Annotated in this window: 14 protein-coding genes and 1 pseudogene; 9 read left to right on the plus strand and 6 right to left on the minus strand. The window is 35.4% G+C overall.

Going from position 1 to position 23,821, the window contains the following annotated elements; genetic code table 11:
* Positions 1–1,216 precede the first annotated feature (1,216 nt).
* From SAGCYANO_RS10030 to SAGCYANO_RS10050, 6 genes and pseudogenes are all read left to right on the plus strand, one after another.
* Positions 1,217–1,810, plus strand: a pseudogene (locus SAGCYANO_RS10030) (NTP transferase domain-containing protein).
* 610 nt (positions 1,811–2,420) lie between these two features.
* A complete protein-coding gene (gene sufU / locus SAGCYANO_RS10035) occupies positions 2,421–2,861 on the plus strand; it encodes a Fe-S cluster assembly sulfur transfer protein SufU (RefSeq protein WP_202219946.1) in 441 nt (146 codons plus the stop codon).
* Between the two features lie 504 nt (positions 2,862–3,365).
* Positions 3,366–3,689: a CU044_2847 family protein gene (locus tag SAGCYANO_RS10040; protein WP_202219947.1), complete on the plus strand. Its 324-nt coding sequence runs from the start codon at positions 3,366–3,368 to the stop codon at positions 3,687–3,689.
* A 146-nt stretch (positions 3,690–3,835) separates the two neighbouring features.
* The gene (locus SAGCYANO_RS47460) at positions 3,836–3,958 is read left to right on the plus strand and encodes a hypothetical protein (RefSeq protein ID WP_255502521.1); all 123 of its coding nucleotides are present in this window, start codon (positions 3,836–3,838) and stop codon (positions 3,956–3,958) included.
* Between the two features lie 444 nt (positions 3,959–4,402).
* Positions 4,403–5,890 carry a SulP family inorganic anion transporter gene (locus SAGCYANO_RS10045; protein ID WP_202219948.1) on the plus strand — a complete coding sequence of 496 codons (1,488 nt, stop codon included), beginning with the start codon at positions 4,403–4,405 and terminating at the stop codon, positions 5,888–5,890.
* Between the two features lie 531 nt (positions 5,891–6,421).
* Positions 6,422–7,432 (plus strand): Gfo/Idh/MocA family protein, encoded by a 1,011-nt coding sequence (locus SAGCYANO_RS10050; RefSeq protein ID WP_202219949.1) that lies wholly within the window; start codon positions 6,422–6,424, stop codon positions 7,430–7,432.
* A gap of 633 nt (positions 7,433–8,065) precedes the next feature.
* Here SAGCYANO_RS10050 and SAGCYANO_RS10055 read toward each other — a convergent pair.
* Positions 8,066–10,153 carry a sensor histidine kinase gene (locus SAGCYANO_RS10055; RefSeq protein WP_202219950.1) on the minus strand — a complete coding sequence of 696 codons (2,088 nt, stop codon included), beginning with the start codon at positions 10,151–10,153 and terminating at the stop codon, positions 8,066–8,068.
* A gap of 955 nt (positions 10,154–11,108) precedes the next feature.
* Here SAGCYANO_RS10055 and SAGCYANO_RS10060 point away from each other — a divergent pair.
* Positions 11,109–12,761: a cryptochrome/photolyase family protein gene (locus SAGCYANO_RS10060; RefSeq protein WP_237396033.1), complete on the plus strand. Its 1,653-nt coding sequence runs from the start codon at positions 11,109–11,111 to the stop codon at positions 12,759–12,761.
* Between the two features lie 984 nt (positions 12,762–13,745).
* Positions 13,746–13,970, plus strand: coding sequence for a DUF2811 domain-containing protein (locus tag SAGCYANO_RS10065; RefSeq protein ID WP_202219979.1), 225 nt, complete (start codon positions 13,746–13,748; stop codon positions 13,968–13,970).
* A 165-nt stretch (positions 13,971–14,135) separates the two neighbouring features.
* On the opposite strand, the gene SAGCYANO_RS10070 is transcribed toward SAGCYANO_RS10065, so the two are convergent.
* Complete coding sequence (locus tag SAGCYANO_RS10070) at positions 14,136–14,270, minus strand: helix-turn-helix domain-containing protein (protein WP_375339911.1); 135 nt, start codon at positions 14,268–14,270, stop codon at positions 14,136–14,138.
* Between the two features lie 172 nt (positions 14,271–14,442).
* Here SAGCYANO_RS10070 and hemG point away from each other — a divergent pair, with 172 nt between their 5' ends.
* Complete coding sequence (hemG, locus tag SAGCYANO_RS10075) at positions 14,443–15,885, plus strand: protoporphyrinogen oxidase (RefSeq protein ID WP_202219951.1); 1,443 nt, start codon at positions 14,443–14,445, stop codon at positions 15,883–15,885.
* Between the two features lie 1,055 nt (positions 15,886–16,940).
* Here hemG and SAGCYANO_RS10080 read toward each other — a convergent pair.
* From SAGCYANO_RS10080 to SAGCYANO_RS10095, 4 genes are all read right to left on the minus strand, one after another.
* The gene (locus tag SAGCYANO_RS10080) at positions 16,941–17,627 is read right to left on the minus strand and encodes a response regulator transcription factor (RefSeq protein WP_202219952.1); all 687 of its coding nucleotides are present in this window, start codon (positions 17,625–17,627) and stop codon (positions 16,941–16,943) included.
* A gap of 494 nt (positions 17,628–18,121) precedes the next feature.
* A complete protein-coding gene (locus SAGCYANO_RS10085) occupies positions 18,122–20,278 on the minus strand; it encodes a tetratricopeptide repeat protein (RefSeq protein WP_202219953.1) in 2,157 nt (718 codons plus the stop codon).
* A 1,430-nt stretch (positions 20,279–21,708) separates the two neighbouring features.
* On the minus strand, positions 21,709–21,882 hold the full coding sequence (psb34, locus tag SAGCYANO_RS10090) for a photosystem II assembly protein Psb34 (protein ID WP_202219954.1): 174 nt from the start codon (positions 21,880–21,882) through the stop codon (positions 21,709–21,711).
* 73 nt (positions 21,883–21,955) lie between these two features.
* Positions 21,956–22,792: a thiazole synthase gene (locus SAGCYANO_RS10095; RefSeq protein WP_202219955.1), complete on the minus strand. Its 837-nt coding sequence runs from the start codon at positions 22,790–22,792 to the stop codon at positions 21,956–21,958.
* Positions 22,793–23,821 lie beyond the last annotated feature (1,029 nt).

Genomic DNA, 23,821 nt, shown 5'->3' on the forward strand with positions numbered 1-23,821 from the left:
TAACTTCATTTATGCTGACTCTAGATTATGTGATTAGTATTTTGACTTTTCTAATTTTTTTTTATTCCCTTAGTTTTGTATTTTTTTGCTGCTAAAATCTTTAATCAAGTCTATATAATTTTCTATTTTTTTCTAGGTAAATTAAGTTTTAACTTTAGATTCAATTGCTTAATTTTTACCAAAAATATAGGTATTTTAACAAATGAAAAAAAGAAATTAAGCGGTCAAAAATTCAATATGTACAACAAGTCAAAACCAGTGGTTTTAAAGGAAATAGATTTTCATCATGGGGCTTATTAATCAAAACAGCAAATCGAGAGTATAATATTCTTTCCTATCAATCTTATGACAAAACTAAATGGCTAGGTCATGTTATTGCCGCGTGGGCTAAAGTCAAATACCTGCCATTATCGAAGGAGTCAGGAGTCAGAAGTCAGAAGTCAGGAGTTAGAATTAATCAAAAAAATTATAAAATAGGACAGCAATTTTAATAGTTTAAACTTTTATAGCTGTCCACATAGAATTTATCAAATCCGGTTGAATACTTATTAGAGTTGTTGGGGCGAGTAGGGAGTAGGGGAGTAGGGGAGTAGGGAGATTGAAGCCTTGAAGTATAGTTATAAACATATACTATATAACCGGATTCTATATAATTTATCAAACTGTCAAAATATATAGCAGAATGAAAAAGAAAAAAGGCAGAAGTTTGATTATTGATATTTGATTGTTTCTCCTGCGGAGTGCTACGCAAACAACTGTTCCATAGTAAGCATTTCCTCCGGAATGCTGCGCAAACAGCTGTCAGCTATTAGCTAGCCTCCTATGGTCGGAACTGCGCAATTCAGCTATTAATGTTGGGAAAGGCAAAAGAAACCTTTGAAATTTAGAAATAATAAAAAGTTAATGTCAAAGTCTCTTTCCCCAACCTGATAAGTAATTATTCATTATTAATTGCTGAATTGGAGCGCATTCCAAAGAAATAGCTAACTGCATTTAGGAATACTCGGACCCTGCAGAAGAACCGAAAAATTATTAGCAGAAATTTCCATAGATGAGCAATACAAAAAACGTTTATATGCTCCAGTTGGTCTAGATATTGGTGCTGATAATCCACAATAAATTGCTTTAGCAATTATTGCAGAAATTCAAGCAGTAATTTCTAACCGTTCAGCAGGTTTTTTACGTCACCGTAACCTACCAATTCATAGTCAAAATAATGAATAAATCTATCGGAATTATAATTTTAGCTGCTGGTGCATCAACCCGTTTAGGTCAGCCCAAACAATTGTTGATTTACAAAGGGAATAGTTTGATTTTCAATACTGTTGAAATTGCTGTTAATTCTGGTTGTTCACCAATTATTGTAGTGCTTGGTGCTTATGGCAATCTAATACTTCCTGAAATTAGTAATTTACCAGTAAAAATTGTAGAAAATTATGATTGGCAGGAAGGCATGAATACTTCAATCAGAGCTGGTATTAATACTTTGCAAACTACTCAATAAATTATAGAAGCAGTAATAATAATGGTTTGCGACCAGCCTTTTTTATCTACTCATTTAATCCAGAAAATGATTGATATTTATTATTTAAAATCAAATCCAATAGTTGCTTCTGAATATACTGGAGTTTTAGGAGTTCCAGCTTTATTTAGTTCTAGTCTTTTTCCAGAAATGCTCAACTTAAAAACAGATAAAGGTGCGAAACAAATAATTAATAAATATGCTCGCCAAGTAGCAACAGTTAATTTTCCTAGAGGAGAAATAGATATTGATACTTTTACTGATTATGAATCTCTAACAAGGGAGTAGGGAGTAGGGAGTAGGGGAGTGGGGAGTGGGGGAGTGGGGGAGTAGGGGAGTAGGGAGTGTGGGAGATAAGAATAATTAATAGAATAATTAATATGCTACTGGCTAATAATCAAAAATGTCATTGCATCTGTGTTATAGCAACTGCCAGGTTGGTGTTTGATATCAAATCCGTTTAATTCGGTATAAAAAAATGTTCTATCTTCAACAATTACCAAATATTTCTTGATCTACCCCTAACCCCATCTCTCCATCTCCCTACCTCCCCATCTCCCCACCCTCCCCACACTCCCCACCCTTTAATTACACCGATGCTACCGGATTTGATATGACAATTAGTGCGAGCATCTTGCTCGCGTCATAAATCATCATACAGCACTTTGCGACTTTATGAAGTACACCCATCGCGGGCAAGATGCCAGCACTACAAGATTTTCACCATTTACCTTGTACATCATTTGACTGAAATATGCTGTAATTACCCGATTTTCTAACTATAGTGGCGACTGCTATAATTACTTAATAATTGAAGTTTAACCTCACAAAAGCATTCTTTTTTCACGGTTGATATAATACCTAAAAGCTAAAACCTAACACCTAAAACCTACCACCTATGAATACTCAAAACCATCTTCGTAACCTTCAACATCAAACAATTCTTGAACGCGCTAAATATCCAAAAAATCAAGGAAAAACCAACCCTATAGACCGCTATCAAATAGGAGATAACCCTTCATGTGGCGACCGCATTGAACTGACAATAAAATTTAGTCAAACAAAGCAAATTATAGAAGATATAAAATTTCAAGGAAAAGGTTGTGCCTTAACTATTGCTTCTGCAGACTTAATGGCAGAAATATTGTTAGGAAAAACTAGAGAAGAAGCTTTAGAAATTACAGAAAAATTTCGTCAAATGCTCAAAGGAGAAATTAGTCTTTCCGATAATTTACCAAAACTAAATATCTTTCAAGGAGTTGCCCAATTTCCCATCAGAATTAAATGTGTTTTACTAAGCTGGCACACCCTGAAAACAACACTAGAATCACTAAATTAAAGCATTCAGCAGTTCAGCAATCAGCTTTTTTTACAACTGTTTGCTACAAATAGCTAGGCTATTTATTAGGAGTCAGGAGTCATAATGAATAGCTTTGATCCAATTTTTTAGGTCGTAATTTATCTTTTTAGTTAAAAGAACATTTTCTGTAGATTCTTTTCATTGCCCTTATTATTAATAAAATTATTTTTTAAATCGGTATTATTCTGAAAATCACTAAAATGTGCTTGAATAGAATGTAAGCATTTCCTACGGAATGCTGCGCAAACAACTATTAGCTGTTAGCTATCAGCAACAAGACTCTCTCCTTTAAGGACAGTGTTTAAATTAACAACTGACTTTAAAGGCAAGGGAGCCAATTTTTGTAGTAAGAAAATTAATAAAGCTTTTATCCTAAATTAAAAGCAATAGCTGATAGCTGATAACGCAGTTCCTCCGATAGGAGGCTGGCTGACGGCTGAATGCTTACAATAGAATAGCAATTAAATCTAGCAATAAACATATATGGCCACCAGATTAATTAAACTAGAAGATGGGATTTTAGTTGAAGCAGAAGTTCCAGACAATGAAGCTAAACCAATTTCTACTAACGCTATTAAACAAGTTAAATCTAGTTTTGCTAAAGTTAAACCTATATTAATAAATATTAGTCGTCCAATTACTGAGACTTGGCAAGAAATTAATAAAGATATGGAAATTGAACAAGCTGAGGTGGAAGTTGACCTTAACTTTGAAGGGGGAGGTAATCTATATATTCCAAAAGGAAAAGCTGGTACAAATTTAACTTTGAAATTAGTCCTGAAACCGAAAAAGTCAGAGAATGAATAATACCAAATATCAAAAACTTTTCTATATTTTCTTGAGTGGGAGAGTGGTAGGGGCGTTAACGATAGTTATGCGAAGCAAACGGCCGTTTACCCCTACAGATGGTATATAATTTGATATTTTTCATAAGTCTTTAATTACCATTACTATTGACAAATAAAGCAAATGTTATTGCTACTGGGTTTCCTTTTTATCGGGAGAAAAATTATACTGATTTTCTAACTTGTGCCCATGTTGTTGAAGATGGGGTAGAAAAGAGAATGTATTGGTAAATAATATTCCCTCGCTATAACAAGATGAAAGTTAATATCATTGCCACATTAGAAAACTCATTAATAGCAAATATTTCCCTATAAATCTGTCTAATTTGATTACTTTACCTAATTTACTTAGGGATATGATGAATCATGTTAAGATACCACGCCTAACTGTAGACTCTTCGCGGAGCAAAATGTGCCTCTGATACCAATTTGAAAAAAGAATGTTACAAATAGTTTCAAACTTTAGATGTCGAATAATTTACTGAAATTACTGAAGAATCAAAGTGTTGAACTATAAAATCTGACTTTTGACTTTTGACTTTTGACTGTCTTGAGTGCGTCTTACATTCTGAGGGGACCTCAGAATTATGCACTCGCTTTTGACTTTTGAATTCCGTGAAACGGTATGACTTCCAGGGAAAAGTATTAACTATTATTGTGCTAGAAATGGGGAAAATGAAAGATATATTAACTAAACAAGCCTGGTTTTCCAATGTCCAAAAAGATTTATTAGCAGGCGCTGTAGTGGCTTTAGCCTTAATTCCTGAAGCCATTGGTTTTTCTATTATTGCTGGTGTCGATCCGAAAGTAGGGTTGTATGCCTCATTTTGTATTGCTATTGTGACAGCTTTTTTAGGTGGGCGACCGGGAATGATTTCCGCAGCAACCGGAGCTATGGCATTACTGATGACAAGCTTAGTTAAAGATTATGGTTTAAATTATCTATTTGCAACCACTATTCTCACAGGTATCCTGCAAATTTTTCTAGGATGGATTAAGTTAGGAAATCAAATGAGATTTGTTCCTAGAGCAGTCATGCTAGGATTTGTCAATGCTCTGGCAATATTAATTTTTGATGCTCAACTAACTCAGTTTGAAGATGCTTCTATCTGGGTTTATATAATGGTAGCAGCAGGATTAGGCATTATTTACGGGTTGCCTCGCATCACTAAAGCAATACCTTCTCCTTTAGTTGCTATTGTTGTCATCACTGGGTTCGCACTAACTACGGGATTAGACATACCCACTGTAGGAGACATGGGAACATTACCCGATACTCTACCCAGTTTTACTCTACCAATAGTACCGCTAAACTTTGAAACCCTTGATATTATTCTGCCTTATGCTTTGGCACTTTCTTTAGTGGGGTTACTAGAATCATTCTTAACAGCTAATGTTATTGATGACTTCACCGATACTTCTAGCGATAAAAATCAGGAAGCAGTAGGACAAGGAATTGCTAATATTGTCGCCGGATGTTTTGGTGGAATGGCTGGATGTGCGATGATCGGTCAGTCTATGATTAATGTTGGGTCTGGTGGAAGGACGCGACTCTCGTCTCTGAGTGCAGGCATTTTTCTGTTTGTTTGTATTATTCTGCTGAATGATTGGGTGGCGCGTATTCCCATGGCAGCTTTGGTTGCAGTGATGATTATGGTCTCTATCAGTACCTTTCACTGGGCCTCCATTCAAAATCTTCGTCGAGTTCCCAAGAGTGAAACAGCGGTGATGATGACAACTGTGTTTATGACTGTTTTGACTCATAACTTAGCTATTGGAGTAGTTGTTGGGGTGGCTTTGAGTGCAATTTTCTTCAGTCGTAAAATTGCTGCGCTGATTTTCGTTGACTCTTATTTAAAAGAAAATGGTGTTGAGCGTATTTACAGTGTTAATGGTCAAATATTTTTTGTTTCTGTGGAAAATTTTCTCAACACCTTTGATTTTCGGGAACATATAGAGTCTGTGACTATTGACCTAACTCATGCTCATTTATGGGATCAATCTGCTGTCGATGCAGTAGATAAGGTTGTACTACGTTTTCGCAGACGGGGTATTAAGGTACATTTAATTGGTTTGAATGAGGCAAGTGCAACTTTATTAGACCGTTTGACTACTCATTCTAGTAAACAGACTATTTTTAAAGAGGGACGGGTTATTCATTAGGGAGTAGGGAGTAGGGAGTAGGGAGTAGGGAGTAGGGAGTAGGGGAGTAGGGGAGTGGGGGAGTGCTTACAGAGATAGGTTTTTAACAAAGGGATGAGTATATTCAGTCCACCTAAGCGCGCTACTCTAGCAGAGACAATATAGCAACGGCCAAGTTGGTGTTTGACAATTAGTGCGAGCATCTTGCTCGCGTTATGAATCATCATAATATTACCCGATGTCCTAACTGTAGTGGCGACTGCTATATAACCTGTTAATTAGACATCTCCAGAAAATAAACTTGCTCTTTATTTAAGATAAGCTAGACTTGTAAAAGTCACTGAAAAATCATTTTTCGTACCTTCTTTACCGTGAAAATCTATTCCCTGTTCCCTGTTCCCTGTTCCCTGTTCCCTGTTCCCTGTTCCCTGTTCCCTGTTCCCTGTTCCCTGTTCCCTGTTCCCTGTTCCCTGCTATAATTGCCATATTAGCCTCAATATGATAGGGTGAAAAAACTCCGATCAAATCACCTATATTTTTACATCAAAACTAATGGAAATAGGAATTGCTATATTTGGTGCAGGTCGTTGGGGAACTCACCTAATTCGTAACTTCTTCAATCATCCTCAATCTCGTGTTGTCGCCATAGTAGACCCTAACCTAGAACAGTTACAAGCAGTTCAAAAGCGCTTGCAATTGGACCAAGATATCGTATTACTAGAAGATTGGACAAAAGCTTTAGAGTTACCAGGAATAGAAGCAGTGGCGATCGCTACTCCTGCTTCTACCCACTACGAAATTATTAGTGCTGCTCTGAAAAAAGGTTATCATGTTCTTTCGGAAAAACCTTTGACTCTTGAATATTCAGAGTCAGTGGAATTATGCAAATTAGCCGAACAACAACAACGTCAACTTTTTATCGATCATACTTATTTATTTAATCCAGTTGTCCAAAGTGGTCAAACTATTGTAGCAGAAGGTAAATTAGGAGAGTTACGCTATGGGTATGCTACACGCACTCATATTGAACCTGTACGTCCAGATGTAGATGCTCTCTGGGATTTAGCAATTCACGATATCTGTATTTTGAACAGTTGGCTCAATCAAAAACCTGTGGAGGTACAAGCAAATGGTACGGTTTGGCTACCTCAACAACCCCCACAATCAGATTTAGTGATGGCTAAACTAACTTATCCTAGTGGTTTTCAAGCTTTTTTACATTTATGTTGGCTCAATCCTGATAAACAACGTCGTTTAGGAGTAGTAGGTACTCAAGGAACATTGATTTTTGATGAAATGTCAGCAGATGCACCTTTAGTTATTCAGCATGGTCATTTAGAAGAACAAAATAATCGCTGGAAAGCAGTAGATGTCAGTCGGGAAGTTCTAGCGATCGCTAAAGCTGAACCTTTAGGTCAAGTATGCAATGAATTTTTAAATTGTATTCGTCAGAATACTGCTTCACAAATTTCTTCTGGTTGGGTGGGTGCTGAATTAGTGGGAATCTTATGTGCTTTAAATGATTCTCTTGAGCAAGGAGGAAAAGTAATACCAGTTCATTGACGAAGTCAGAAGTCAGAAGTCAGAAGTCAGAAGTTATTTTTGTAACGGGGATGGGTGAGCAACTCTCCAATTATGTTAAAAAAAAGTGCCAGCTTTTCGATTAAGAAAGCTCAAAAAACTAGAATTTTGTGCAAGAGTTGGGCAGAAAAATTAAGGGACAATTCTTCCAACTACATCCTCTGTAATACCAATTCCTAAAAGTAACGCTATACTTGGGTAAGACTTCAGTTATTAATTAATCAAAACAGGTAGAATCACCTTTTTGCTAAAAATAGCCCAGTTATATCATGATATAAGGGGAAAAAAGCTGTCGTTACGTAGCTTCCCGAAGGGTGGGATGGCGCAATTCGGAGCGGCTCTGATAAGAGCGGGTCTCCTCGCCATATCCAATCGACCAAGAGAAAAAATAATATTTCCTTATATTCAATTCCGTAGCGGTTTTAACCAGAGGTAATTATCAATTATCAATTAATGAATTCTCCTCCACTCCCCCACTCCCCTACTCCCCCACTCCCCTACTTCCCATCCTGGGAGGGGTTAGGGGTGGGTCCCCTGCTCAACAAAATGTAGAAAAGTTTTTGAGAAATGGTATAATTATTCTGACTCCTGACTCCTGATTCCTGACTCCTTCTTCTATACTACATTTTGTGGTGCGGAATGTGAGTTAATAGCTTGTTTTGCCTTGATTGGCATCATAATATCAACTGTAGTTCCTCGGTCTACTCCCTCACTATAGAGATGAATACTGCCATTCATCATTTCCATCAGACCGCGAGAAATAGCTAATCCTAATCCATTTCCTCCAAACTTACGAGTTTTTGTACCATCTACCATCACAAAAGGCTGAAATAGTTTATCTTGTTGTTCTGGACTAATACCAATTCCTGTATCTTCAATCTTAACTAAAACCTGATCGTCTTTTCCTCCATAATTATCAGATAAATTATTTGTATTTTCAGCAAAATTTGAGTAATTGTTTTCTTGGCTAATATAAATATTAATACTGCCTTTTTCCGTAAACTTAATTGCATTACCTATCACATTTTCAAACACTTGCTTCAACTTTTCTTTGTCAGCTTTAACAATTATTAGTTTTTCAGGAATATTTAGTTTCAATAATAAAGATTTTTGTGCAATATCTTGCCTAAATGAATCTATTGTTTCATGTAATAATTTGCCAAGGTCGACATCTTTTAAATAGATAGATAAAGTTCCTGAATCAATTCTACGAATATCTAGGATATCATCAATAATTCCTAGTAAATAAATGGCAGAATCATTAGCGTGTTTCAAAAACTCCATTTCTTCTTCTTTCGTGTCACAAAGTCCATCAGAAATCAATTGAATAGAGCCAATAATTCCATTGAGCGGAGTTCTTAATTCATGGGAAATATTAGCCAAAAATTCGCTTTTTAACTGGTTAGCAACTTGAGCTTCTTTAGAAGTAACTTCTAATTGATCTGCCCACCTTTTTAGCCTGTATACCATACTCTCCAATGCAACTGCCAATTGATTAAATTCACGAATTATTATAGTTTTAGGTACTTTATTGGGAGAGTCCAAATCATTGACAGCAAGAGCATAATCTCTAAGTTTTTCCAAAGGACGAGCTAAATCGCGAGCCAAATAAATAGTTGCTATAACACTAGCAGCAACTAAACCAAAAATCATAATAATTAGAACTTTTTGAACTTCTCTAAGACCGGATAAAGCAAAGTCTATAGGTGTAATAGCTAAAACAATCCACTTTTTATCATCATCACGGTTTACAGGACTAGAAGTAGGTGCATATCCTACTAAAAATTCATCATCTGCTGATAATTTGAGCCCCAATAATTCAGGCAATATCTTTTTAAATTCATCAATAAATTCTCTCACAGGACTACTCTTACCCTTTTTTGAAATATCTATTTCTTCAAAAGAGAATATGTGGGCAAAATCTTTTCTGCCTTCCTGTGCATTTCTGATAATATGTTTTAACCTTTCTGCATCTGGTCCATCAGAAATATTACGCCCTACTCTATCAGGATCTGGACTAGCTAAAATTGTACCTTTATAATCAATTACTACAGTTGAACCTGTCAGTGAACCTCTTCTCCGATTTGTTTGCATTGGTAAATCTGACTTAATGCTTAAGGCATAGCGCAATTGTCTTTCACTACCTTCAGCAACATATACTGGTACACTTAAACCTAAGCTGACTTGTTTTTTCTGATTAACCGTATTATCACTTGAGAAACTATCTGAGTTTAACTGTTCTGGCCATATATAACTTATCTCCACATTAGACATATCTCTAACTAGCTGTCTCTGCTGCGGAGGCCATATATTTAGTGATGGAGAATTTATTGACTTATCATCACAAGTATTAGCTATAATCTCAGCAGTTTGTAAGTTACTCAATTGAACGCATCTTACCTGAGTCGGTAACATTTGGTATAACTTCTCAACATATTTTTGATACTCTTCAGTTTGACCAGATTGAAATGCATAACTTTCGCTAGCATTAATTAGATTAGATTCTAAAGATTTAGCCCAAAGTTGAATATCTTCGGCCTTTCTGTCTGCGCTTTCTTTCAGATTTTGACGAGCAGTGTCTAGGAGTGTAGAACGTGCTTTTCTGTAGATAACATACTGCCCCAGTATTAATACTGGTACAGTAATTAGTAAAATTCGCGACAGCAGAATCCTACGGAAGGAGGATTGAACTTGCTTAATCATAGGATGTTTTACTCAAGCTGGAACTTGCAGCAATTTTGACAATTATTTGTGTTTTTACTTCTGAGGATCTCCGAAAACTATAATTATTATCTATGAATATGGAACTTATCAGACTTCAGTGAATTTGATTTTAGTTTTTTATATATTGACTCTTCCATGGTATACCGCATTTGATAATATTGCCTAGACAATATAAAGTGCTAAACTCAAAAACCTTTGATATTATCCCATTAATACAAATTTACTTTCATCGCATAACTACTGTAAGCATTTCCTTCGGAATGCTGCGCAAACAGCAGTCAGCCAGCCTCCTATGGTCGGAACTGCGGACTTCAGCTATCAGCTATTTGTTATTAACTCATTATCATACTAGAGGATAATTATCCACCAAGGATAATTAAAATTAATTAATAAAATTGGCTATAACCTAACCTAAGTTATTATTTTAATATGTTCAAAAGCTGAATGCTGTTTGCGCAGCATGACCTAGGAAATACTAATAGCTGAATGCTTACTAACTACTTACATTTCAAGTTATATATGCTAGATATTGTTCATAGATTTTTTTTTATATGTAATTCTACTCATTATAAAATATCTCTTTGGTGGCTGCCATATTATACCAATAAAAAAACAATACCAAAATAGTAAAACTAAGAAGTAAATAATGAAGAATAAAAGAAAAATCAACAATGAGATAAGTAGATAGCAAACCAGATTAAATCGGCTACCTCTAGAGATAAACTTTTAATTTACTTTTTGTATAACTGCTTTTTGATAATTAATCTTAATTCTCTGGCGCACATGATTTTTGTTAACTTGAAATCCCTCATTAAAAATTTATATACCGCCACAAGTATTTTGATAAATTATTCAATAATTGTAGTTAATGCTCATCATCTTTAAATACCCTGAAAAACATCTCTAAAAATTTCAAACTCAACAAAATATACTTATGAATATAGGAATATGGGTCTTAGGAGACCAAATCAATATTAATCAAGCAGCTATTCAAAGTTGTACTGAAAAAGATAACATTTTTGTAATTATTATTGAATCCTTAGAATATATCCAAGTTCGACCATACCATCAGCAAAAATTGGTATTAATTTGGTCAGCTATGCGTCATTTTGTTGTTGAGTTGCGTCAAGCAGGTTGGCAAGTTACACACACAAAATCCACAGATTTTGAAACACCACTTAAACACTGGATCGAAACTAATCAAATTACTGAAATACGGGTAATGAAACCCAATGATAAACCTTTTCTTGAAGTCATTAAAAATCTCCAAATCCCCTGCGATATTAAAATAATTCCTAATAATTTGTTTATTTGGCATGAAACAGAATTTCAAGCATGGGCTAAAAAGAGAAAACGCTTATTAATGGAAGATTTTTATCGAGAAGGACGTAAACGTTTTAAAATTTTAATGAATCAAAATAAACCCGTAGGAGAAAAATGGAATTTTGACAAAGAAAACCGCAAATATCCCAAAGGAGAATTAAATACACCAGAAGTTTTATGGTTTAAACCAGATGAAATTACTAGAGAAGTTATTAATGAAGTTAAAGATTTGAACTTTACTAAATATGGAGAAATAGAGCCTTTTCGTTGGGCGGTAACTCGTCAACAAGCACTGCAAGTACTAGACAATTTTATTCAATATAGCTTACCTAATTTTGGTGATTATCAAGATGCTATGGTAACGGGGGAAGAAACCTTATGGCATTCTCTACTTTCTCCCTATATTAATCTTGGTTTGCTACATCCTTTAGAAGTAATTAAAAAAGTAGAGTTAGCTTATCACAATCAACAATTAAAACTAAATAGTGTGGAAGGTTTTATTCGGCAAATTTTAGGTTGGCGAGAATATATGCGGGGTGTTTATCTTCTCATGGATGATGAATATTCTCAGTCTAATTGGTTTAACCATAATCAACCACTTCCAGAGTTTTTCTGGGATGCTAATAAAACAGATATGAATTGTTTACATCAAGTTCTAACTCAAGTACAAAATACAGGTTATGCTCATCATATTCAGCGTTTAATGGTATTGAGTAATTTTGCTTTAATTTCTGGTATTTCTCCTCAAGAGATAGAAAATTGGTTTCATGCAGTATTTATTGATGCTTATGATTGGGTCATGCAAACTAATGTTCTAGGAATGGGATTATTTGCTGATGGAGGTATTCTGGCATCAAAACCTTATGCTGCTTCTGCAAATTACATCAACAAAATGAGCGATTATTGTAAAGACTGTGTTTATAACTGGAAAGTTCGAGTTACATCACCTCAAGGCAAGGTTGAAGAAGGAAGAAGGAAGAAGGAAGAAGGAAGAAGGAAAAAGTTGATGGGGACTCAAACCCCAACCAATTATAAAAACCATGTAGATAGCGGGGTATTAAACCCAAAAGACAAAGGTAATAATTCACCAGCTTGTCCATTTAATTATTTCTATTGGGATTTTATGGCCAGACATCGGGATAAACTTAAATCCCAGGGTCGTATGAACTTTGTTTTGGCTAACTTGGATAAAATGGATTCTGAAGAATTAGAAAACATTCATCTCAAAGCAGAAAAATGGCACTCTCAAAATATAGCAATATGATTTTAGTTGTGAGATATTGGAGAATTTTGTTTTAGGGAATAGGGAATAGGGAATAGGGAATAGGGAAGAAACGAATATATATGAATAAGATAACTGCTATATTCTATACTTTAAAGGAACACCTCAATTATCACATCTAATTCCTGATTGCTATACTTCTTGCAAAAGTCAGGGAATAGTTCAATAATTAACAATTAATAATTAATAATTAATAATTACCTCTCCTTTAAAAGAGAGGCTTTAAACCTTAATTATTTGGTAATAGGGAATAGGGAGATGAAATTTTTTATTTCATAGTCTTGAATTGATTTAATTAACACTTTTGCAAGAGGTCTATTGTATTTGAAATCTCAAAAGCTTAAAACTCAGACAACGCCAAATTCTTCCTTCTTCCTTCTGCTATAGCAGAGGCCAAAAGGGAAAAACTGGCTATATAGCGCTACGCATTAAGTGTTTGACATGAATAGAAGCTGAAGACCTTTTGTATTCCCCTGTTGCCTGTTGCCTGTTGCCTGTTGCCTGTTGCCTATTGCCTTGCGCGTAGCGCTATATGACTTTTGACCTTTAAAATTTGATCTTAGTCAAGAGTTCAGAATTCTTATTTTTTGTCATAATTTTCCACATAGATTCCACAGCATTTCCACAAGCAAGTTCAATGTTTTCCACAAATTAAACAGGGTTTTCCACAGACTTCAACGACATGATCATACTCTTGCAAATGAATTGGGGATTTTATTAAGCGGGTAGTAAACAGCTTCATATTAGCCAGTTTTTATAAAGTTTTATTACAAAAAGTACCCTGAAACACTGATTATTTCGTAAATCTTTTATTTGTTGAAAGCCTGCTGTAACATTTCTCTACATTGACAACCATACCCCCCCTTAGTACACAATAGTGCGACATTGGTAGTTCAAAGTCAGTGGTTTGTGGCCACAACTAGGGACTATGAAGAAGAAAAAATATACAGAGAATCTTACTTAAACATGAACTTAAGCGTTAGTATTTTGGCCGAAATTCCTGAAACACTTCATGAATCTCTTAAAACCTACTTAGAAACTCACCCTGACTGGGATCAAGACCGTGTATTTTCAGCAGCTTTGTCACTATTCTTGTTACAAAATGGAGATAGCGGTACACCAGAAACATCTCTTTGTTATCGGCAAGCTGCTAGAGTTTACCTAGAAACTCTCTTCCAACATCATGTATAAAGCATTTAGTGGTACAGATATTGAACCTATCTTTGCTGCTCATAGTGACATACTCCCACACTAAGCTGACGCTATAGTGTGGGCTTCTCGTTTCGCAGTCCTGCCACTGCATCGGACAAGGGCGTGCTTTAAGGACGGGATGCCCCACCTCCCTATTTTTTATATTTATTGACGCAACCGCTCACCTAACCGATAGTTGTACTGCCGACGCAACAAGTCCAGCCATAGTTCTATGGTAGACACTTGTTCTTTATTAGGCTTTAATTTGTACTGATAAGCCGTCCGCATTACTATCAACATTAGTTCGATGGTTATTTATGATAACATCAACTTTTGAGTCTTGAGCAAAAAGCAATATTTGTAGATTAATGGGGCCTACTCACCCCATTAATTTACCGCCGATTCATCTCGCGCCAAATCAGAGATTATGGCGCAAGGCTTCTCGAAGATTTAGCTAAATTTTTAGGAAAAAATGACTGAAGTTTTAGATGTCTTAGTTGTTGGCGCTGGTATTAGTGGGCTAAGTTTAGCCCATACACTGACAAAATTAGGTAATAATTCCCCATTAAAGATTTTAGTTGCTGAAAGCCAAAATCGAGTGGGGGGAAATATCACAACAGTTTCTTTAGGAGACTTTCTTTGGGAAGAAGGGCCAAATAGTTTTTCTCCCACACCGGAATTGTTAAAGTTGGCTGTAGATGTTGGCCTAAAGCAGGAGCTAGTTTTTGCCGATCGCAAACTGCCTCGCTATGTTTACTGGAATGGTCAATTATTACCAGTGCCTATGAGTCCAACAGCTATGCTACAGTCTAAGTTACTGAGTGATGGTGGTAAGCTACGCGCCTTGGTTGGTGCTTTGGGTTTTGTATCGCCTGCTATTGGCGATCTCTCAGAGCAAGGGGGAGAAGAAACTGTATCTCAATTTTTCCAGAGACATCTTGGTCCTGAAGTAATGCAGCGACTGGTTGAACCTTTCGTTTCTGGTGTTTATGCAGGAGACCCTAGTCAACTTAGTGCTACTGCTGCTTTTGCTAAAGTGGCTAGAATGGCTGACTTAGGTGGTGGACTTGTAGCTGGTGCTTTGCTGTCTGCTAAAAAAAATCGTAAGTTCAAGGTTGCTCCAGACCCTAATATTCCTAAGACTAAAACTGGAGAATTGGGTTCTTTTCGAGGTGGTTTGGAGGCATTACCAAAAGCGATCGCCTCTTCTTTAGGAGAAGCTGTTAAGTTAAATTGGCATCTTACTGGTATTAGTCAGACTGAGCAACAAACTTATATAGCAGAATTTTCTACTCCCAATGGTACTGAGCAAGTAGAAACTCGTACTATTTCCCTTTCTACTCCCGCTCGTGTTTGTGCAGAGTTATTCAAAACTTTGCAACCTGAAATTGCTTCTGTATTTGATGAATTTTATTATCCTTCTGTTGCCTGTGTAGTTTTGGCATATCCTGATACTTCTATCAAGGTTAAGATAGACGGTTTTGGTAATTTGATTCCTAGAGGTCAAGGTATTCGGACTCTTGGTAGTATTTGGTCTTCTACTTTATTTTCTGGTAGGACACCTCCAGGATGGCAAATTTTTACTAATTTTATTGGGGGTGCAACAGACCCGGAAATTGCGAACTTAGATAGTGAAGCAATAGTGCAACAGGTACATCAAGACCTTTGTCAAACTCTGTTAAAAGAGGATGCTGAACAACCAAAAGTTCTCGCGGTGCATTTATGGTCTCGTGCTATTCCTCAATATAATTTAGGCCATAATTCTAGGTTAGAGCGGATTAATAATGGCTTAAAGTCTCTGCCTGGTCTATATCTGTGCAGTAATTATACTGGTGGTATAGCTTTGGGAGATTGTGTTCGCAGCGGCACAGAAGTCGCTACTGAGATTTATCAAGGTTTACAAGTCAAAAGTTAAAAGTCAAAAGTCAAAAGTTAGAAGTTAGAAGTTAGAAGTTAGAAGTTAGAAGTTAGAAGTTAGAAGTTAGAAGTTAGAAGTTAGAAGTTAGAAGGAGAGGAGTTAGAAGTTAGAAGGAGAGGAGGTAGTCGGATATATTTATCATTTGATTTTTTTTGCAGTAGTGGCGTTGGTGAAAAGAGGTATGATATTTTCATTCCAGTTAAGATTGAGACAAGGGTTTCTTGCCTTGAAAGATTTTCAGCTAAAAAAGTGTTCCAGTCTTATTCATAATGACTATATCTGTCCGGATAAGAGCGCGATAAAACTCCGTGACCTTTACCCGACCAAAAAACTTTCTCCTTATACTCGGGGTTTCTTCTTCTTTCTTCCCTCCTGACTCCTAAGTAATTAAGATTAGTATCATACCCGCGCTTCACCAACGCCACAGTAGTATCCCAAAATCTTAACTTTTTGGTCGATCGAGCTTAAAACCCACATTCCGCACTTCAATTTGTCTCATTAAAAGTAGTATATAAATCCGTAGCTTGGTAGGTATTTATACTATGCAAATCATATTAATTACTTTTTTCGTCGATCAATCTTCCGAGTAAAAAATTTACGCATAAATACTTGCTATATTTGATTACTCAATCACGGCAGCTATGATTTTCTTCTAAAATTCTGTCTCCTTTCTCCTGACTCCTTCTTCGGTTGCTACATTTTGTGGTGCGGAGTGTGGGTTAAAAAGTTGCATTTTTTTTAGTTCTAAAAAGTCTAAAACCTTTACCTGTAAATGCTTTGAGATTTATTCAGCAAGCCCTAATTAAGCGGACATCATATCAGAAGAAAAAATAGGCGTTACTGAAATGTAATGGTAAGCAGATGAAGGTAAGTTTGAAAAACTTATGTTTTGCGTTGATATTTAATCGGGACTTACCTATAATCAACAATCATGGTAGGGGTTAACGGCCGTTAACCCTTACAAAATTCTCAATTAACCTAACTTTTCTTGGTAATATTATCTGTTCAAATTGAGCTTTTTCCTGAGCTTAATTTGTCTATGATTATCTCAATCAAGCATCAAGCTTATAGCCAATACCTCTAACCGTTTTGATCTTTGGAGGATTGTTATCATTATTCTCTAGCTTTTTGCGTATTTGGCCAATATGCACGTCAACGACTCGCTCATCTCCCATGTATTCATAATCCCAGACTTCTTGGATTAAATCAGAGCGCTTCCAAGCACGGCCAGGTTTACCTGCTAGGCAGTGTAATATATCAAATTCCAAGGCGGTCAAAGCAATTAATTCTCCATTAACTTTAACCTCTCTACTCTGAGGGTCAATTGTTAGATTTCCTAATTGGATACCTTCTGGTTGTGAGCTGGAAACTAACCTCTGACGTTTTAATATCGCTCCGACACGAGCGCCTAATTCTACTAAACCAAAAGGTTTTGTGATGTAATCATCTGCACCCTCTTTAAAACCGTGTAATTTACTATCCTCATCTGCAAGACTGGTTAACATTAGTACATATACATTTGTATTACTTTGCATTTTTTTGCAAAGTTGAAAGCCTGTTGTATCAGGCAAGTTTACATCTAACACTACTAAGTCTGGTGAAAATTTATTGAATAATTCTAGAGCTGTTTTACCATCTCCAGCAGACTCTACTTGATAGTTTTGTTGGCTCAAATACCTATGAATTAAAGTTCGGATGGCTGGATCGTCATCAACCGCAAGGATCTTTACAGGGGCCATGACATAAATATCAGGATAAACTAAGTACGATATAACTGAATTGCTTTCCTCAATTAAGAATTAGCAATATTCTGAAAACAAAGTGGAAAAGTTGTTTTCTTTTCAAACTCAAGCATGGTTTTTATGATTGCTTATGACTAAACCTAAACTATCGGTTAAAGCCTAAATTAATTTATTGTAGTCATTTATTTAATTTAATCAAGAACTAAAGTTTAAAATTTTTTCTTGAGACAATTTTTTTAGATATATTTTTGAGAAGTTGAAATTTGGTTAATACCTCACTATTAACTAACTATAGTAATAGCACAAGTACAGTACTTATGCCTACAACTGATAATTATAATTACAACTAAACATACCTAAGTTATTATATCATAGCAACAGTAAATTACTAAAACTAATTCTTAGTCTGAGTTATGACAACAACCGACTAATTTGTAGATTTCATCCCTCAACAGCTATAATACTATAACCTATATTTCTTGTATTTTTGATTACAACATAGTTAAAATTTTAGGTAACAAATCCCTAGGAATCTTGGTAAGAGCTACATTTTGCCCTTGTATTCCATACTTATTGTAAAATGTACGGATAGTCCTGACGATATAATTCACAGTAGTTTCTTTTCCTTGTACTGCTTCATTATTAATATTAGTTCGTTGCTCGCCAGTATAAGCCAGTAAGTGATAATCCAAAGCTGATTCTAAATTACTCATTTGACTGTCTTTGTCTGATTGAATATTGCCTTCTATAACTATTTGATAATAAGCAAGTCCAATATTATTATAAGTGGCCAGTAAATCAAAAGTAAGCTGAGAAGGAGAAAAATGTTGAGCTATGTTAATAGCTTGAGAATAAGCAGCGATCGCTCGATCAAAAAGTTGATTCCGTATTTGAGGTTTCTCAAATTGTTTGGCTAAATGCCAATAAGTAGTACCTAAGTTATTTTTTGTTGCAGCACAAGCAAGAGGAGCAATTTCTGGAGTTCGATATTTTAAGGCTTCTAAATAAGCATCTACAGCTTTTAAAATCAAGGTTTCTGATGAGTCTTGCTGAAATTGAGCTAAATTCCAATAAGCTATACCCAAGTTATTTTGAATCATAGCATAGTTGAGAGGTTCAATTTCTGGTGTAAAGTAATCAATAGCTTCAGTATAAGCTGAAATTGCTCCTTGCAAATGGGCAACTGCTTGAGTATGTTGAGCCAAATTCCAATAAGCTGCACCTAAATTATTTAAGGTCGAAGCATAATCTTGAGTATTAGTCACTGCATCTAAGTACAAGATTGCTTCTTGATAGGCCATAACTGATTTTTCCCAATTATTTTCTGCTTCCTGATAATTAGCTAAATCTCCGTAAGCTAGACCTAAGTTTTTTTGTAATCTGGCATAAGTCTCTTCCTGAGATGGGTTAATCTCGCCTATAGCCATTTGATATAAAATAATGCTTCGCTCTAAATAAATTAATGAATCAGATTTACTAGATTTGATTTGACGAGATAACATCCAGTAAAGTGTGGCAAGATCGTTAAAAATGTCAAGAACAGGAATTTGGGATGAAGAAAATTGGTTCATATTTTCTGCATCTTGAAATGTCCAGTCAATTACCATTTCATAAGCACGAATGGCAATAATTAGACTTTGTTCTGATATTTCTCCTCCTAAGACGCGATCGCGATGAAAGTCCCCTAAAGCTTGATAAGCTATGGTTAGTTCTGGAGATGGATATTTGGACTTGTTTAAATCTTGAATCTGTTTGAGAATTTGAAACTGTTGTTTTTCTAGGGATGTTTTTTCTTCACCAGACTTTCTAGAAATTTCTGACCATACTAAATTTGCTAGTTCAACTAATTCCCACTTTGGCAGTAGCATATTCTGCCGTTCTTGGTCAATGCCAATGGACAATTCTGGTAATTTTTGTGGAGCGGGGGGGAGAAGATGAACTGTCAGATTTTTTGATTCAACATCAATAGTAGTGTAAGACTTTTGTTCTAATGCCATTAATGGTCTTACAGTATTGATGGCAGGTGGGCTAATTTTTGGAGATAAGAAGGATTGAGAGTTTTGTTGATTTGGTAATGATGATTTATTTTTTCTAGGAGCTATGGGGGTGGGGTCTCCTTCAAATTCAAATATTCCTGTGTGCCAATGCCAAAATTCTGGGGCGGACTGTTTGATAGTATTGAGCCAAGGTCGGTTAATCCAAAGTAATATACTGGATTCTAGGGTAGATAGATTTGTTTCTATTTTTTTGAGATTACTAATAAATGACCATTGAACTGTTGAAGGTTGTTTGGTTAAGCTTTCTACTCCAATAATTTGAAATCCTAATATTTGATATTTTTGTGTTTTTTGATATTCAGGATTTTCGGTAAACCATTGATTAATTTGAGTTAGTGGATTAGGATTACTTAAATTTAAGTTGAGAGTAACAAATAAAATATTTTTATTATTATTTGGCGTTTTTTCTGTGTAGTCGATAGTATTGGTTAAATCTACTTCTAAGTTTTCTACTAGGCTGTTTCTTAGCTGTTGATTATCGCATACGGCTATAAAAATTTGGCGACGTAGATTTAATGATAGAGCTTTTTTCAAGCGTTGATAGGTTTGCCAGTTCAATTGAGAAATTGTTGTGGACCCAATGTCTATCACAGTTTTATTAGGGGGGTAGGTGGTAGGTTTTAGGTGGTAGGTAGTAGGTATTGGGTGTTATACCAATGTTATGTGAGATGGCACAGAATTATGAAATTTATTCACTTATTTATTTCGATCTAAACTCAATTCTGATTAATTTATTATTTTATACAACTTCTTATGAACTTGGTATTAATTTTATAACTATAGCAATTAGGAATCAGTTGTGATAATTGAGATTTTCCTTAAAAGTATAGAATATAGCAATTATTATATTCATACGATAAGCTTTTGTCTTCTTATGTGTTCCCTGTTTCCTGTTCCCTATAAAGTTTCCAATATCTCACAACTCAAATCATATTGCTATATAAAATATCAAAAATCAGAGATTATTAGGTATGAAGGAAAAAAGCAATAAATAGGGTTGAAATTGTAAATTTCTATTGATTAAAAGTTATTAATGGATAAATCAAAGCAATAAAAATATTTTTCGGAGTTTAGCGAAGTCAAAATTTATCAAGTTTTCAATAACTTTCCAGGTTTCTATTATCTGTCTTGTCTTTTTTTTTAGATAAAATCTGCTTGAATCTGAATGATATGGTTTCCTTTATTATAATTATTGGTAGGCAAATTGCCGTTTTATCCTACAATCATGGAAAGCTCCTGCAATATTGACTCTTGTTCCTTCACAGTTTAATATAGTGTTTCTAAAATTAGTGAGATAGAGTTGTTTTTTTTTCTTTTCTATCCTTTGTTTCCCAAATTACTATTCTCTATTCCCTCAAACAAACGAATTTTGTATCTCAAAACATAGGAATTGCTATAATACTTATACTACCGGATTTAATATTACTCAATCAACAGATTTTTATAACTGTACTTTGATGATCGTTGATGCTAAATTTTTCAACTTCCTAAAGCTCAGTAAGGAATAATTTTTCTGGGGAGTTTTACAAATTTGAAAAAATAATGTTACAAATAATTTGAGTATTTTAAGGACTTTACTCATGATTTTGAAAAAATAAAGCCTAATTATCAGAATTTTTGTAATACTTATCTCTTCTAACCAAAAAAATCAGGTATCAAACCTCCCTTTTTAAGGGAATAAAAAGTGGTCGATCTTCGGAGCGACTCTGCATTCTTCGTGGTTCTTCGCTATATCGAATTAACCAAGAGAAAAGAAAATTATGCATCTTATCGCCTCCCTATTGCAGGAGCTATAACAATGAGCGCTGGTATATTTACAAATTGCAGGAGGGGCCAAATAGCTAAAAGTCTTATATTATCGGCAATTTATTCCCCCTTCCGGAGCTGTTGCTTTCCGGAGGTGTTGCCTGCGCACAACGCTATACTGTTAATTTAATTGACTCCTAGTTTATTAAAATGAAAACCAGACTCTTGAAAATTCAAGAACCTGGTTGAGTCTTTAAATAATTTTCACTTAAAGTTTAAGCAGAAACAGAAAAAGCAACAAATACTAAACTACCTACTAATACAGCTCCTAGAGTTCCTAAAACTAAATAGTTAACTTGTTGTTTTTGATCTGGAGCGTCCGCTTGATAAATTTTTGGCTCTGCAGCAAAATTATTTAGACGTCCACCTTCTTCTGTTGTATATGGCATAATTAAAAATCCTTTATCTTTTTTTTATGTTTACCTAGCTTAACATAAATTTGGTGAATATAGGAAATTATTACTAGCTTTGAGCCGAATTAATCCTTCCAGTTAATGGTGAAGAGGCGATCGCATAATCTTTTTTGGGTATCCTTCCTGCTAAATAAGCCAAACGTCCTGCTTCTGTTGCCATTCCCATTGCTTTGGCCATTACTGCTGGATTTTTAGCTAGAGCGATCGCTGAATTAATTAGTAAGGCATCTGCTCCCATTTCCATTGCTTGAGTTGCTTCACTGGGAGTACCGATTCCTGCATCGACTACCACGGGAACCTTAATATTGTCAATGATTATTTGAATATTAGCTGCATTTTGGATTCCCTGGCCAGAACCTATAGGAGAACCCAGGGGCATAACTGTGACACAACCAGCTTCTTCAAGTCTTTTGGCTAATAGTGGGTCAGCATTAATATAGGGTAAAACTGCAAAACCCTCTTTTATTAATTGTTCTGCTGCTTGTAGTGTACCGATAGGGTCTGGGAGTAAATACTTAGGATCGGGAATAACTTCCAACTTGACAAAATTATTATCTTCTTGCCCCAATAATTTAGCCATTTCTCGTCCGAGTCTGGCAACTCTCACAGCATCTTCAGCAGTTTGACAACCTGCGGTATTTGGCAACATCCAGATTTTTGTCCAGTCTATAGCTTCTGCCAAACCTTCATGGCCAGGAGCTTGAGTTTGTACCCGTCGTACTGCTACAGTTACGATTTCACATCCACTAGCTTCTATACTTTGCTGCATTTTTTCTATGCTGGGATATTTGCCTGTACCTGTCATTAGACGGGAGTTAAATTTTTTACCTGCGATAATTAGAGGTTGTTCTGGAGTTTGTGTAGTTGGTTTTTCTACTGTCTGCATTGTTTAATTTTGATATTTACAACTATTTTAAATTTTTTATTTCAATCCCAGTTTTTATGTTTATTGGAAGCTACAGAAGATGAAGATATTTCTGGTATTGCTTGTGGGGAAAATTCCTGAATATTCGGTCGCGCAGCGAAATGGATGTTCTATTATCTCTGAGCATGGAAATTTAGTTGAATAAAAAGTCATGCGTAGGGGCGAACGACCCCTTATAGTCTTTATGATATCACAAAAATTGCGAGAATGCAGCCAAAAATCATTTGACACGCTGATTTTTTTGAGCTTCACAGAATGAAAAAAAGTTAGTTATTTTCCACTGAGGAGGTTTATAGATGGAAAAATTAGATGATAGGAAAAACCAACGAATGTTCTATTGTCTCTGAGCAAGGAAATTTAGTTGAATAAAAAGTCATGTGTAGGGGCGAACGACCCCTTATAGTCTTTATGATATCACAAAAATTGCGAGAATCCAGCCAAAAATCATTTGACGCGCTGATTTTTTTGGAGCTTCACAGAATGAAAAAAAGTTGGTGGTTTTCCACTGAGGAGGTTTATAGATGGAAAAATTAGATGATAGGAAAAGCCAACGGATGTTCTATTGTCTCTGAGCATGGAAATTTAGTTGAATAAAAAGTCATGCGTAGGGGCGAACGACCCCTTATAGTCTTTATGATATCACAAAAATTGCGAGAATCCAGCCAAAAATCATTTGACGCGCTGATTTTTTTGAGCTTCACAGAATGAAAAAGTTAGTTATTTTCCACTGAGGAGGTTTATAGATGGAAAAATTAGATGATAGGAAAAACCAACGAATGTTCTATTATCTCTGAGCATGGAAATTTAGTTGAATAAAAAGTCATGCGTAGGGGCGAACGACCCCTTATAGTCTTTATGATATCACAAAAATTGCGAGAATGCAGCCAAAAATCATTTGACGCGCTGATTTTTTTGGAGCTTCACAGAATGAAAAAAAGTTGGTGGTTTTCCACTGAGGAGGTTTATAGATGGAAAGATTAGATTATAGGA

The organism is Okeania sp. KiyG1, assembly GCF_014132355.1.
Taxonomy (GTDB): domain Bacteria; phylum Cyanobacteriota; class Cyanobacteriia; order Cyanobacteriales; family Microcoleaceae; genus Okeania.